The organism is Actinoplanes sp. NPDC048988 (assembly GCF_043197815.1).
Taxonomy (GTDB): Bacteria; Actinomycetota; Actinomycetes; order Mycobacteriales; family Micromonosporaceae; genus Actinoplanes.
This window is the reverse complement of the sequence record NZ_JBICTW010000013.1, coordinates 179,500-192,755: the sequence shown is the minus strand read 5'-3', so window position 1 is coordinate 192,755 and position 13,256 is coordinate 179,500. Positions and strand designations below refer to the sequence as shown.

Here is a 13,256-nt window from a genome sequence, read left to right as displayed (position 1 = left end):
CTCAGGCCACCCCGCTGTCGGCCCGCCGGGCCGCGGACAGCCGGTCGAGCTTGCGCAGCACCTCGCCGGCGAGGGCCATCGCGACGCCGGGCCGTTCCCGCCGTACCGAGCCGGCCCGCCGCAGCTCCGTGCCGATGCGTTCCAGCTCGACCCGCAACGTCTCGCCCCGGGTGGTGGTGCCGTTGAGCAGCTCACGGTTGTAGAGGTGGTCGGCCTCGTTGAGCATCTCGGCCGCGACCTCGGCCAGCAACAGGCTGCCCAGCGGCGGGTTGTTGATCAGGCGGGCCGCCGCGACCAGGCAGTCCACCACCCGCTTGGTGTAGTACCAGGACACGTCGCGGACGTCGTCGGGAAGGTAGTTGTAGGCACCGGCCGGCCGGTCCCAGAGCCCGTGGTCGTCGCCCTCCCGCAGCATCCGGGCGCGCAAGTGATCCCAGATGGCGTCGGCCAGGTCGAACAGGCGGCTGCGGATCGCGCTGTCGTCCAGCATGCCGGCCAGCGTCAGCGCGCGCCGGAACAGCGTGGGCGAGATGTCGGCGACCGTCCAGGCCAGCCGTGGCCCGCCGATCTCCTCGGTGCCCTCCAGCGGGAAGTGCAGGCCGGGGTATTGCACGTTGACGGCGGTCTCGGGTTGCGTCGAGCGGCGGGTGATCCGGCTGCGGTTGGCCAGTTCCTCCAGGACGCCGGCGACCCGGCTCAGCTCGGCGTTCGAGGCGCGCACGGCCTGCATGTCCTGGATGACGATGCCGCCGACCAGCAGGCTCGAGTAGTCGAACTCGATGCCGTCGGTGGTACGCCAGGGCAGGTCCTCCAGCGGCCAGCGTCCCGAGCCGAAGGTCGCGATGGTCGCCCAGTACGACCGGGTCAACTCGAACCGCAGCTGCAGCGACTGCGCGAGACGGGCCTGCTCGGTGTCGAGCAGGCCGAGCAGGCGGGTCCGCTCCGACGACAACGCCTGAATGGCGTCCATGGCGACGGTCGTGAAGTAGAGGTACGGCGCGTTCTGCGCGACGCCGGTCCGCTGCTCGCCGATCTTCGCGGTGGTCTCGATCTCGGGCGCGTCCCGGACGATGCCCCACGACCAGCCGCACTCGAAGAGCCGGTTCGGATTGTCGAGCTCGCTGCCCTCGGCGGCGCCGGATCCGATCTGGACGTCGTCGCGCAGCCGGGCGTTGATCTCCCGCAGGGTCTCGCGCAGCTCGTCGATCACCTGATGGGCCGGCCGCCGCTCCTGGTTGACGGTGCGCAGCAGCTCACGCCCGGCCGCGCTCTCGACGGTGAAGACGTTCACCGCGAAGCTGCGCAGCAACCCGGCCATCGCCGCCGACAGCCGCAGGCTGGCCGCCCGCTCCAGCTTGTCGACGCTCTCCAGCAGCTGCGGCCGGGTGACCACCTGACGGAAGATCTTCGTGAACCCGATGGTGGCCAGCATCAGGGTGACCGAGATGGAGAACGAGTCGACCACGTCGAGCTCGCGCTGCTCCCGTTTGACCTCGGCGTTCTCGTCCTCGGGCAGGAAGTACGTGTCGCCGGAGAACAGCGGCGTGCCGTCCGGCGCGGTGTACCGCTCGATGTAACCGTTCAGGGCCCGCAGCAATGTCTGCGGGATCTGCAGGTTGTCGCCGAGCGGCTTGAGCGCCTCGAGCACGTCGTTCGCGACAGCGTCGGGACGGTCGAGACGGAACATCGGTATCTCGGTGGCCGGCGACATGATGCACAGCAACTGTTCCGCGTCGCTGATCGAGTTGCTGCCGTTACGCCCGCCCGGAAGCCAGTCGTCGTCGTAATAGGACACCCGAGCCATGGCACGCCAGATGTCCAGAAGCTGCTGGCGAGGCTGGATCTGCATGGTTGCGCCGTCACCTACCCGTCCGTGGGCCTGTGTGGAGGGACGCTACTTCTTCCGGCCGGTGGCCACCATCATTCCGCAGTAGCCATCGCGGAGGTCGTTGCTCTCCACCGTCTTAATGTCCACGTTGCGCGCAACCGGGGCAAGAGCCCGGACGACGTCCTCCTCGGCGATCGAGCAGGCGGGGAAGCGCAGACCGGAGACGACATAGCCGGAGGAGTTGCGCATGAAGGCGGCGGCGAACGGCGCCCCCGCGTTCAGCGAACGGACGAACCGGCGGGTGGCCTCCTCGAACTTGTTCATCCGGACGGTGATGGACTCGGCGACGAAGAACATCGTGCCCATGTCGTACTGCCCGGGAGCCAGGGTGAACACGTTGCCCTCGACCACCTTGGCCTGGCGGTGCAGCAGGTCCCACGGGTTGTTGACGCGTTCGTAGTCCGGGCGGCCCACCGAGACGGCGTCCCAGAACTGCTTCCACGACTCCCGCGGCCGGGCGATCTCGTTCTTCAGCCACTCGCGGTTGGTGAAAGCCCGCTCGAAGAGTGTCACTCCGGAGGAGTACGGCAGCATGGTCAATGCCGGGTACAGGTTGGCCCCACTGCCGACGTCGATCGCCAGCCCCGACTTGTTGCGCGGAATCGCCCGCTGGAAGTAGTCGGAGACGATCTCGATGATGCGGCTGTCGTCCGCGCGCAGCTCGCTGTAGTTGTGGTTGAAGTAGGCCTGTGAGTCGAAGTGGTCCCAGTCCACGTCCTGATCGCCGACGGGCATGGTCGGCGTCACCACAGGATTGATCGGGGGCACAGGCGGTCCTTCCGGCGTTCCGTAGTCGACACGGCCGGCGACACCATCAACTGTATGGCCGACCCTAGTCACCAGTCTCGGGGTTGCACATTAAGACATGCCCCGTCCCTTAAGCGATACGCCTCTCGGGCAATCTCTGGTTGGAAATTCGACTCTTTTCGCCCGTAACCCTTCTCCGATTCCTGCCTGTAACCGCCATCCTGCACCGTGTGACCGTTTCCGCGCCACCAGTGTCACCCGTTCGCGAGCGCCTGGGTTGTCACGGGCTCCCTCGGCGGGCTGCCTCCAGGCGACCCAGCGCGTGCAGGACGCGATAGGCGTAGGACGCCGCGACGCCCGGTCGCTCGGGCAGGTTTTCGCGGGCCGCGCGCGTTGCCGCGACACCTTGCGGGCGGCGGCGACGAGGCAGTCGACGACTCGCTCGGTGTACCCCCAGTCGAGTCGCCCTTCCGCGGCGCCCGCTTGCGAGAACACTCCCGCCGGAGAGTCCCACAGACCTTCGCCGGGGCTGTCGGGCCGCCGCCGGAGCGCCAGATGGTCCCCGATCCTGTCGGCGAGATCGATGGCCGCACGTCGTAATGCTCCGCTGGGGCTGATGGCGGCCAGCTCCACCGTGCGTTTGAGAAGCGCCGGGGCAATGTCCACGAGATTCCACGTCAGCTGTGGGCTGGTCGGCGTCTCGCTGCCGATCAACGGAAAGCTCATGCCCTGGTAATGGTTTCGCGCGGCGCCCACGTCGTCACCCGGCATGCGGGCGGTGACGCCGTTGCGCTCCGCCAGCCGCTCAAGGATGGTCAACAGCCGGCGCAGCCTGTCCTCGGCGGGTCTCTCGCCCGTCATCTGCGACAAGACCGACCCGGCGACCAGCAAGCTGTAGTACTCGCTTTCACGGCCGTCGGTCGTCCTCCACGGCAGATCCTCGACCGGCCAGGCGCCGTCGGACTCGAGGGTGGCGATGGTCGCCCAATGCATCCGGACGAGCTCGGCACGCACCCCCAACTGCTGAACCAACCGGAGTTGCTCGGGGTCGAGCCATGCGGGCAGCATGGTGCGGTTCGCCGCCAACGCCCGCGCCGCTTCCAGGGCGACCGTGGTGAAGTACAGATCGGGCGCGTTGTGGGCGACCCCCTCCGGCTGGCGGCCGATGACGGCGCTGGTCTCGATCGGGGAGGCCCCGCGAACGACGCCCCAGGACCAGCCGCATTCGAAGAGCCACCGGGGGCCTTCGATCGTCACGTCATCGCGCAGCCCGGCTAGGACCTCGCGCAGCGCCTCGTGCAGCTTCTCGGCAGTCTTCTCCGGCTTCTGGCGACCCTGGTCCGCCATCCGCATCAGGTGGGATCCGGCGACGCTGTCCAGGGCAAAGGTGCTGACCGTGAAACTACGAAGAAGGCCCACCATCGCGGCGCTCAGCCGCCTGCTGGCAAGGTCCTCCAAGGTGAGGGCTTGTTCGGCGGCATCGGATTTGGCGACCCGCTGGTGATCCCGCGTGAACCCGATGATCGCCAACATCAACCGCACGGATATGGCGTACGAGTACACCACATCCCATTGATCCTGCTCGGGGCTCGGCTCCATGCCGTCAACGCTGGAACGGAGATACGACCCACCGGAGAAGACGGGAGTGCCGTCCTGGCCGGTGTAGCGGTTGATGTAGGCCGTCAGTATCACGAGCAGCCGCTGCGGTATTTCGATCGCCTCACCCAGGTCGCGCAGAGCGTCCTCGACGTCCGGGCTGAGCAGGTCCGGCCGGCTGATCCGCAGCTGATCGAGCTCTGTGGACGGCGACATGAGGCAGAGAAGCTGCTCGGCGTCGCTGATCGAGTTGCCGCCGCCCGGGCGCCATCGATTCCCTTCGAGCGATGCCCTGACCGTGTATCGCCAGATGTCGAGTATCTGCTGCCGTGGCTGGATGTGCATCGGTGCGCTGTCACCTGCCCAAAGTCGAGTCGGTTCTGAGGCTAGTGGCGTTTATCCGTCTTCCCTGGGCTTGGCGGCGTCCCACAGCTCTTCGAATCGGTGCCGGCGTTTCTCGACCAGCCGGCGGTCGACCACCAGGGCGACGTTGGCGATCAGCGGGGTCACGTTCTTCTTGAGGGTATGGGCGGTGTGGAACTCGTAGCTGATCTGCTGGTCGAAGACGATGAAGTCCTCGAGATCGCTCTGGTGGAGGAAGTAGACGTTCTCCGGGCGCAGGACGCGGGTCTCGACGCCGATCCTCTGATGCGGTTCGAGCAGCTTCCCGAGCTGGTCGACGTCGGTCGCGTCCTCGGTGAGCAGGAACAGCCGCCGGACGCGGACGCCGCGCTCGATGGCCTGGCGCTGGCGGTCGAGGTAGCGCAGGCCCAGGTCGCTCTCCCAGAACTCGCCCTCGTCGACGAAGCCCCGATGCCGGTCGAACGACGTCATGCTGGTGGCGTCGATGCTGCTGCCCGCCGACTCGGTGAGCCCGAGCAGCCAGTCCGGGTCCTCGCCCTCGTGCTCCGCCCGGCCCGATCGAAGCCCGTCGAGCAGATCCGCCAGGTCGCCGATCTGACGGCGCGCGAACAGACGCGGCAGGGCCCCGGCGGGATCCATCCGGCCGGCGGACTCCACCAGCCGCACGAGGCTGTCGCCCCCGAGGCGGTCCTGCGCGCCGGCCAAGTGCGCCGCCGCCTCGCTGATCGTCGACACCGACTCGATCACCGCGCGGGATCGGTCGGCGACGTCGATCAGGAACTGGACCATCAACGCCACTCCGGCCACGAACACCGCCAGGGTGATTCGCCATATCTCCGGCTGATCGGCGATTCCGGTCAGCAGATAGGCCAGACCGCCGGTGACGGCCGTGACCACGATCTTGGTGAACACGTGCGGCCCCCCAGGTTGTCGCGCGCTGCCTCTTCGAGTGTGACCCCCGCCGCAGCGCAAGTTCTTTGATTTTGAAATAGTTGACCGATCAAAGAGGTTGTGGGTGGCAGCGACGGGATGTACGGAGTCCCGGAGGACAAGGAGCGGGTCATGCAGTTCGGAATCTTCAGCGTCAGTGACATCACGACGGACCCGACGACGGGCGTGACCCCGACCGAAGGCCAGCGCATCAAGGACATCGTCACCATCGCCAAGCACGCGGAGGAGGTCGGCCTCGACGTCTTCGCGCTCGGCGAGCACCACAACGAGCCCTTCTTCTCCTCGTCGCCGACCACCACCCTCGCGTACATCGCCGCCCAGACGACGACGCTGCAGCTGAGCACCGCCACCACGCTGATCACGACCAACGACCCGGTCAAGATCGCCGAGGACTTCGCGATGCTGCAGCACCTGGCCGGTGGGCGCGTCGACCTGATGATGGGCCGTGGCAACACCGGGCCGGTCTACCCCTGGTTCGGCAAGGACATCCGGGCCGGCATCCCGCTCGCCATCGAGAACTACGCGCTGCTGCACCAGCTGTGGCGCGAGCACGTCGTCGACTGGCAGGGCAAGTTCCGCACCCCGCTGCAGAGCTTCACCAGCACCCCGCGCCCGCTCGACGACATCCCGCCGTTCGTGTGGCACGGCTCGATCCGCAGCCCCGAGATCGCCGAGCAGGCCGCCTTCTACGGTGACGGCTTCTTCGCCAACCACATCTTCTGGCCGGCCTCGCACACCCAGCGGATGATCGAGCTGTACCGCTCGCGGTTCGCCCACTACGGCCACGGCGACCCCGACCAGGCCATCGTCGGCCTCGGCGGCCAGGTGTTCATGCGCAAGAACAGCCAGGACGCGGTCAAGGAGTTCCGCCCGTACTTCGACAACGCCCCCGTCTACGGCCACGGCCCGTCGCTGGAGGACTTCACCCGCGAGACCCCGCTCACCGTCGGCAGCCCGCAGCAGGTCATCGACCGTACGCTCGGCTTCCGCGACTACGTCGGCGACTACCAGCGCCAGCTGTTCCTGATGGACCACGCCGGCCTGCCCCTCAAGACGGTCCTCGAGCAGCTGGACCTCCTCGGCAGCGAGGTCGTGCCCGTACTGCGCAAGGAGTTCGCCGCCCTCAAGCCGGCCCACGTGCCGGACGCACCCACCCACGCGTCCCTCCTCGCCGCCAAGCTGGAGAAGGACAGCAAGGAAGAGGTCCAGGCATGAAGCAGCGCAACCTCGTCGTCGTCTCGGCCGGCCTGAGCCAGCCCTCGTCGACCCGCCTGCTGGCCGACCAGCTCGCCGCGTCCGTGGTCTCCGCCGCCGCGGACGGCGACGTCGAGCTCACGGTTCAGGTCATCGAGCTGCGCGACCTGGCCCACGACATCGCCAACCACCTGCTCACCGGCTTCCCGCCGGCCGCGCTCAAGGACGCCCTGGACGCGGTGGCCGCGGCCGACGCCCTGATCGCCGTCACGCCGATCTTCACCGCCAGCTACAGCGGCCTGTTCAAGTCGTTCTTCGACGTCCTCGACAAGGACGCGCTGGCCGACAAGCCGGTCCTGATCGCCGCCACGGCCGGCACGGCCCGCCATTCGCTGGCCCTGGAGCACGCTCTGCGCCCGATGTTCGCCTATCTGCACGCCGTCGTCGTCCCGACCGCCGTCTTCGCCGCCAGCGACGACTGGGGCGCCGACTCCGCCGACGGCACGCTGCGTTCCCGCATCACCCGCGCCTCCGCCGAGCTGGCTCGCGAGCTTGCCTCCCGCGAGCCCGTCACGGTGGTGGACCCGTTCGCCCTGACGGTCGATTTCAAAGATCTGCTGTAGTACGCGTCGTCGTCCACCCCACCGCAAGCGAGGCCGCCCCGGGTATTCCGGGGCGGCCTCGCTGCCACTCAAGGCCGTGACGCCCGTCTCGCGTGTGGCGGTGGTCAGGCTTTCAGCACATAGCGGTGCTCTCCCGAGAGCACCAGCTCGCCGCGCTGGTTGTGCACGGTCGCCCGGGTGGTCACCCCGCCCGTACCGTCACCCGGCTCCAGCCCGATGATGGTCAGACTGGGGTAGAGCGTGTCCCCGGCGTTGACCTCCCGAGCGTCGCCCCGGGCGCCGTGAACGCCAGCATCCGCGGCCCGTGCACCACCGGCGCCCGGTGCCCGTGCGCTTGGGCGTACACCGCGTCGTAGTGAATCGGATGGTTGTCCGCCGACACGGCCGGAAACGCCGACGCGTGCGCGTCGGTCACGGTCCGGCTGGGCGCGTTGAACACCTCACCGACCCGAAGGTCCGCGAACGTCCGGGCCGCAACGACGGTGTGCTGAGCGGGATCGAATGTCGCCATGCGCCCAGCCTGCCCACCGCACCCGGTTCCGCCATCGGTCGGTTTACTGCCGAGGGCCGAACGCCGTCGTCCCGCCCGGGTCAGCGACGGGCCGCGAACGTGATGTCGCCGCGGGTCTGCGCCCGGATGTGGTCGCTGGCCAGCATCGCGTGCGGGAAGCCGAGCTCGACGGCGCTGGCCCGGTCCAGCCGAGCGAGCTGGGCCGGGGTGAACTCGACGTCCAGCGCGCCCAGGTTCTCCCGCAGCTGCGACGACGTGCGGGCACCGATGATCGGGGAGGTCACCGCGGGGTTCTCCAGGGTCCAGGCCAGCCCGACCTGGGCGGGCGTGCGGCCCAGCTCGACGGCGATCTCCTTGACCACGTCGACGATCGCGAGGTTGCGTTCGGTGACCCCGCCGAGCGCCACGTTGAAGCTCTTGCGGGCGCTGTCGGCGGCTGTGGTGTCCGGCGCGGTCAGGTCCTGCCGGCCGTATTTGCCGGTGAGGACCCCGCCCGCGAGGGGCGACCAGAGGACCGTACCCAGTCCGAGTTCCCGGGCCATCGGCAACAGGTCCCGCTCGCCGGTGCGTTCGACCAGGTTGTACTCCAGCTGCAGCGCGACCAGTGGCGACCACCCGCGCAGGTCGGCGATGGCCTGCATGCGCGAGATCTGCCAGGCCGGGGTGTTGGAGATTCCCACGTACAGGACCTTGCCCTGGCCGACCAGGTCGTCCAGGCCGCGCAGGATCTCCTCCACGGGCGTGGTGAAGTCCCAGACGTGAAGGTAGAGCAGGTCGATGTAGTCGGTTCCCAGCTGTCGCAGGCTGGTCTCGACCGCGCCGGTCAGGCTCTTGCGGCCGGCGCCGCCGGAGTTCGGGTCGCCGGGGGTGCGCAGTGTCGTGTACTTCGTGGCCAGCACCAGGCTTTCCCGGCGGTCGCGAGCGAACTCGCCCAGCATCCGCTCGGAGGTGCCGTTGGTGTAGGTGACCGCGGTGTCGATGAAGTTGCCGCCGCGCTCGACGTAGAGGTCGAACAGCCGGCGGGCCTCGTCGCGGCCGGCGCCCCAGCCCCAGTCGTTGCCGAAGGTGGCGGCGCCGAGCGCGAGCGGCGAGACCCACAGTCCCGAACGGCCCAGCTGCCGGTAGGTGTCAAGGGTGAGTGACATCAGATTCTCCTGAGCGGATGATGAGCGGTGGGAAGGCGGGGGACCGGTCAGGCGCCGAGGCCGTAGCCGCCGGCGACGACGATGTCCTGGCCGGTCACGTAACCGGCCGCGTCCGAGGCGAGGAAGGCGACGACCTCGGCGACGCGCCGGGCGCCGATCCCGACGGTGATGACCACGGAACCGCCGTCTTCGATCAGCGGAAGCGTCTTCTGGAGGGTGAAGTACTGGCCCTTGAAGTTGATGGCGACCTGCTCGTCGAACGAAGCCTCGGTCACCTCGGTCACCGGTGCCGGCCAGGTCCCGCGCGTCGGCGCGGGTCACGAGCGCGTCGGGGAGGGCGGCCCTCGCCTGGGCGATCGTGTCGGGGTTCTGGCCCGTGACGGCGACCCGATATCCGCGGGCGTGCAGCAGTTGCGCGGTGGTCAGGCCGATTCCCGACGTCCCGCCGGTGATGAGCGCTGTGGGCATGGTGACTCCTCGACTCTAAACGGGGATGTCCCCGCTTATCGTCGCCTAGACTAATCGGGGAGTCCCCCGGTTTGCCAAGCCCGTCCGGCCCGAAACTGCGAATGTGATGACGATGACCTCTCGACCCGCCGGCCTCCGCGCCGACGCCCGCCGCAACCGTGAACACCTGATCGCCACCGCGACCGAGGTGTTCGCCTCCGGCGACCGGACGATCTCGCTCGACGCGATCGCCAAACGGGCCGGCGTCGGCAGCGCCACCCTCTACCGGCACTTCCCCACCCGCGAGGACCTGGTCGAGGAGATCTATCGCGACCAGATCCGCCCGCTCCGCGACGAGGCCCGCGCCCTTTTGGCGAGCGAGCCGCCGGTGGGCGCGCTGCACGCCTGGATGGGCCGGTTCGCCGCCTGGGCCACCGAGCGGCGCGGCCTCGGCGAGGCCCTGGTCGCCATGAGCGCCACGGGCCGGTTCGGCACCGGCCCGGTCTGCGACGAGGTTCAGCAGATCCTCGGAGAACTCTTGGACGCCGGAGCGCGGGCCGGGCAATTGCGCGGCGACATCGACCCGATCGACGTGGGGAGCATGCTCGCCGGCCTGCTCTCCGTGGCCGGTGGCCCGGAGCACCGCGAACAGCTCGACCGCATGCTCGCGATCCTCATCGACGGGCTCCGGATCCGGGCCGGCGCGGCCACCGGCCGCGCCGGCCAGGGGCTCAGATGAAGCGGCCGCCGGGGAGGAACTGGGTGGGCTTCAGGGGGCGGTCGGTGATGCGGACGTCGCCGATCCAGCCGTAGAAGCCCTGCTCGTACTTCAGATCGTACGAGGTCGCGCCGATCACGAACGGGCGGCCCACGGTGGCGATGCCGTGCGCGGGCTGGGTGGGGTTGCGGGCGATCTTCGAACCGTTCACGTAGATGATCGAGCGGCGGCCGTCGTTGACGATGGCCACGTGCTGCCAGACACCGGTGGGCAGGGCGTGGCTCCACGAGGTCGGGTTGTGGTCGCCGTCCTCGGTGTAGAGCACGTACTGCAGGAAGCGCTCCCCGGACAGGTTCAGGCTGCACGTGGGCTCGAGCTCGTCGTAGCCGCTCTTCTTGCCGGCGTCGACCGCGCGGCCCTCCCAGCTGAAGACACCCATCCAGCTGTGGTCGCCGACGAACGGCTCGGGCAGCTTGATGAAGGCCTCGATCGTGTAGCCGCCGAGGAACTTCGCGCTGTTGATCGGGGCCTTGTCACCGGTGTGCAGGATCGCGCCGCGGTTGGGGTTCTTGCCGCCGGCGAAGTACAGGCTGGCGTGCGCCGGCGCGCCCACGTGGTGGTCCTGCGAGAGCGACACGTCGCCGGTGGCGAGACGCCGTACGGTCAAGTGGTTGCCCTTGCCGCTCAGATCCCGCACGACGGCGCCGTCGGCGACCGACTGACCGGCCGTGTCGAACCGCCAGTAGGCGGCGGTGTGCCGGTCGACGACCCGCGCGGCCGGGCGCGGCGCGGGAAGCGCCGGGGGAGCGAAGCCGGCGAACCGCTCATCGAAGTCGATCTCGAGGCTGAACCGGTCGACGTCGCTCGTGAGCTCGATCGTCTCGGCCTCCAGCGGCGTGCGCGGCGACTTCGACAGGAACCAGGGCGAGAACGTCTCCACGTCGATCCGGTTGCGGACCAGGTCGAAGTGGTAGAGCCGGATCATCGCGGCGCCGCCGTAATAGCGGTCCTGGTAGTTCGTGATGTGCACGTGGACGTCGTGCCCGGCGTCGTTCTTGAGCACGGTCCGCCCGGGCGGCCAGTAGTGGCCGTTGAGGGTCAGGAAGATCTGGTCGTTGCCCTTGATCAGCTTGTCCCAGAGCCGCTGGCCGTTGCCGGACAGGTACGCCTTCCCGCCGTCGTCGGCGTAGGCCAGGTCGTGGGTGGTCACGATCGCCGGCGTACGGGAATGGGCCTGGAGAATGCCCTGAGCCCACGTGAGGCCGCCGTCGGAGATGCGCCAGTCGAGCGCGAGGATCAGCCACTGGCGGCCGCCGGCCTCGATCAGGTGCGCGCTGTTGTAGCCGTCGGCCGAGGCGCCCAGGAAGGTCTTGCGGCCGCGGAACCGCGCCGGGCCGAAAGTGGACAGGTAAGCGGTGGTGCCGCGCTGGTCGTTGGTCGAGCTGTTCACGTCGTGGTTGCCGGCCAGGACGCTGTACGGCAGCCGCCCGTCGATCTTCTTGAACGTCTCGCCGGCCAGCTTGATCTCGGCGTCGGTGCCGTGCTCGGTGACGTCGCCCAGGTGCGTCAGGAAGGCGATGTTGTCCTCGGCGCGCTGCTCGAGCAGGTAGGAGAACGTCTCGCGCAGCGGCGCCGGGTCGGCGCTGTCGGCGTCGAACAGATACTGCGTGTCGGGCAGCACGGCCAGGGCGAAGCGCGGGCCGGCCTCGTCGAACTTGCCGGCGGACGAGTGAGCCGAGGCCGGGGTGGCGCCGAGGGCCGGTGCCACCAGGGACACTGCGGGCGCGGCCACGGCCGCGCGGAGAAGGTTACGTCGTTCCACGACCGCGAATATGGCGGCCCAACCCTAAACCCCGGCAAACACCCGGCAAGATCTTCACGCGTTCCACGCGTCGATCGCGGGCCGCCCGTGCTCGAAGGCCAGCGTCGACAGCGTGGCGGTGCCCAGCTTGAGCCGCCCGGCGAACTCGGCCGGCTGCTCGACCCAGCGGGCGCCGGCCACGCGCAGCGCGTGCCCGTGCCCGATCAGGGCGACGTCACCCTGGTCGAGGAACGTGCGCGCGTGCTTCAGCACCCGGTCGATCCGGGCGGCGATCTGCTCCGGCGACTCACCGCCGGGCGCGCCGTCGGTGAACAGCCACCACTCAGGATCGGTCTCGTGGATCGTGGCGGTGGTGATCCCCTCGTACTCGCCGTAGTTCCACTCGGCCAGATCCTCGGTCGTCTCGGTCACGGTGAGGCCGGCCAGCTCCGCGGTCCGCAGTGCCCGCTTGCGCGGGCTGGAGATCACCGCCGCGAACGTACGGTCCTTGACGCGCTCCCCGGCGGCGCGAGCCTGCCGCTCGCCCTCCTCGGTGAGCTCGAGATCGGTGTACGACGTGTGGCGCCCGTTCGCGCTCCACTCGGTCTGCCCGTGCCGGATGAGCACGATCTCGCCCATGGTGTGACTCCTTTGTCCGCCCGCGTTCTTTGTACCCCGCGAAACCGCGGACAAAGGCCCGGTCTTCCGTTCCCACGGGTGCCGTCCACCACACCAAGATCAGCGCACCCGCAGGCCACTCCTGCCGACGGTGCGGCCGGCCAGCTCCCGGTCGAGGGTCTCCTGCGCGTCGCGCATCGCGGCGGCGTACCCGGGCTCGGCCAGCCGCCGCATCCCCTCCTCCGCGGTGACCTGCTCGACCACCGCGCTGATCCACCAGATGTTGCCCCACTCGTCGCGCACCCGCCCGCCGCGCTGCCCGAACGCGTGGGTGGCGCCGGCGGTGACCACCCGAGCGCCGGCGGCGGCCGCGCGATCCATCGCGGCGTCGGCGTCGGGCACGAAGACCCGCAGCAGCGACGGCATGGCCGGCCACTCGGGACGCCGGTCGAACGCGAGCAGAACGGTGTCACCCACCCGGATCTCGGCGTGCCCGATGGTCCCGTCCTCGAGGGGCACGCGGGCGAGCTCGACCCCGTCGAACACGGTGGCGACGAAGTCCAGGAGCCGCCCGGTGTCCGGCGTGACGATCCAGGGCGCGACAGTGGTGTAGCCGTCCGGTGCGTTTCTGGTCATGACCCCGACGCTAGGCGG

The 13,256-nt window shown here is 69.3% G+C and carries 13 protein-coding genes and 1 pseudogene; 3 read left to right on the top strand and 11 right to left on the bottom strand.

The window, feature by feature from the left end; genetic code table 11:
• Position 1: 1 nt before the first annotated feature.
• The 4 genes from ACGFJ7_RS32855 to ACGFJ7_RS32840 all read right to left on the bottom strand — a co-directional run bounded on the left by ACGFJ7_RS32855 (position 2) and on the right by ACGFJ7_RS32840 (position 5,506).
• Complete coding sequence (locus ACGFJ7_RS32855; RefSeq protein WP_360253538.1) at positions 2-1,849, bottom strand: SCO2524 family protein; 1,848 nt, start codon at positions 1,847-1,849, stop codon at positions 2-4.
• Between the two features lie 45 nt (positions 1,850-1,894).
• Positions 1,895-2,656, bottom strand: coding sequence for an SCO2525 family SAM-dependent methyltransferase (locus tag ACGFJ7_RS32850; protein ID WP_360253536.1), 762 nt, complete (start codon positions 2,654-2,656; stop codon positions 1,895-1,897).
• Positions 2,657-2,746: 90 nt separating this feature from the next.
• A complete protein-coding gene (locus ACGFJ7_RS32845; protein ID WP_392645624.1) occupies positions 2,747-4,576 on the bottom strand; it encodes an SCO2524 family protein in 1,830 nt (609 codons plus the stop codon).
• A gap of 51 nt (positions 4,577-4,627) precedes the next feature.
• Positions 4,628-5,506 (bottom strand): DUF6879 family protein, encoded by an 879-nt coding sequence (locus ACGFJ7_RS32840; protein WP_392645622.1) that lies wholly within the window; start codon positions 5,504-5,506, stop codon positions 4,628-4,630.
• 150 nt (positions 5,507-5,656) lie between these two features.
• On the opposite strand from ACGFJ7_RS32840, the gene ACGFJ7_RS32835 reads away from it, so the two are divergent.
• On the top strand, positions 5,657-6,760 hold the full coding sequence (locus ACGFJ7_RS32835; protein ID WP_392645621.1) for an LLM class flavin-dependent oxidoreductase: 1,104 nt from the start codon (positions 5,657-5,659) through the stop codon (positions 6,758-6,760).
• Positions 6,757-7,362 (top strand): CE1759 family FMN reductase, encoded by a 606-nt coding sequence (locus ACGFJ7_RS32830; protein ID WP_360253528.1) that lies wholly within the window; start codon positions 6,757-6,759, stop codon positions 7,360-7,362. The genes ACGFJ7_RS32835 and ACGFJ7_RS32830 overlap by 4 nt, the downstream gene beginning before the upstream one ends.
• 223 nt (positions 7,363-7,585) lie before the next feature.
• Here the strand turns inward: ACGFJ7_RS32830 and ACGFJ7_RS32825 are convergent, their stop codons facing one another.
• From ACGFJ7_RS32825 to ACGFJ7_RS32810, 4 genes and pseudogenes are all read right to left on the bottom strand, one after another.
• Positions 7,586-7,873 (bottom strand): MaoC family dehydratase, encoded by a 288-nt coding sequence (locus tag ACGFJ7_RS32825; RefSeq protein WP_392645619.1) that lies wholly within the window; start codon positions 7,871-7,873, stop codon positions 7,586-7,588.
• An 80-nt stretch (positions 7,874-7,953) separates the two neighbouring features.
• Positions 7,954-9,018 carry an aldo/keto reductase gene (locus tag ACGFJ7_RS32820; protein WP_360254028.1) on the bottom strand — a complete coding sequence of 355 codons (1,065 nt, stop codon included), beginning with the start codon at positions 9,016-9,018 and terminating at the stop codon, positions 7,954-7,956.
• Positions 9,019-9,065: 47 nt separating this feature from the next.
• Positions 9,066-9,293: an SDR family oxidoreductase gene (locus ACGFJ7_RS32815; RefSeq protein WP_360254026.1), complete on the bottom strand. Its 228-nt coding sequence runs from the start codon at positions 9,291-9,293 to the stop codon at positions 9,066-9,068.
• Positions 9,294-9,375: 82 nt separating this feature from the next.
• Positions 9,376-9,486 (bottom strand): annotated as a pseudogene (locus ACGFJ7_RS32810) (SDR family NAD(P)-dependent oxidoreductase); the annotation flags it as partial.
• 112 nt (positions 9,487-9,598) lie between these two features.
• Between ACGFJ7_RS32810 and ACGFJ7_RS32805 the strand changes: the two are divergent.
• Entirely contained in the window at positions 9,599-10,204 is a 606-nt protein-coding gene (locus ACGFJ7_RS32805) for a TetR/AcrR family transcriptional regulator (RefSeq protein WP_392645618.1), read from the top strand.
• Here the strand turns inward: ACGFJ7_RS32805 and ACGFJ7_RS32800 are convergent.
• From ACGFJ7_RS32800 to ACGFJ7_RS32790, 3 genes are all read right to left on the bottom strand, one after another.
• The gene (locus tag ACGFJ7_RS32800) at positions 10,197-12,005 is read right to left on the bottom strand and encodes a LamG-like jellyroll fold domain-containing protein (RefSeq protein WP_392645616.1); all 1,809 of its coding nucleotides are present in this window, start codon (positions 12,003-12,005) and stop codon (positions 10,197-10,199) included. The genes ACGFJ7_RS32805 and ACGFJ7_RS32800 overlap by 8 nt on opposite strands.
• Positions 12,006-12,059: 54 nt before the next feature.
• Positions 12,060-12,623, bottom strand: coding sequence for a histidine phosphatase family protein (locus ACGFJ7_RS32795; protein WP_360253520.1), 564 nt, complete (start codon positions 12,621-12,623; stop codon positions 12,060-12,062).
• Positions 12,624-12,722: 99 nt separating this feature from the next.
• Positions 12,723-13,238, bottom strand: coding sequence for a VOC family protein (locus ACGFJ7_RS32790; protein ID WP_360253518.1), 516 nt, complete (start codon positions 13,236-13,238; stop codon positions 12,723-12,725).
• Between the last annotated feature and the right edge of the window lie 18 nt (positions 13,239-13,256).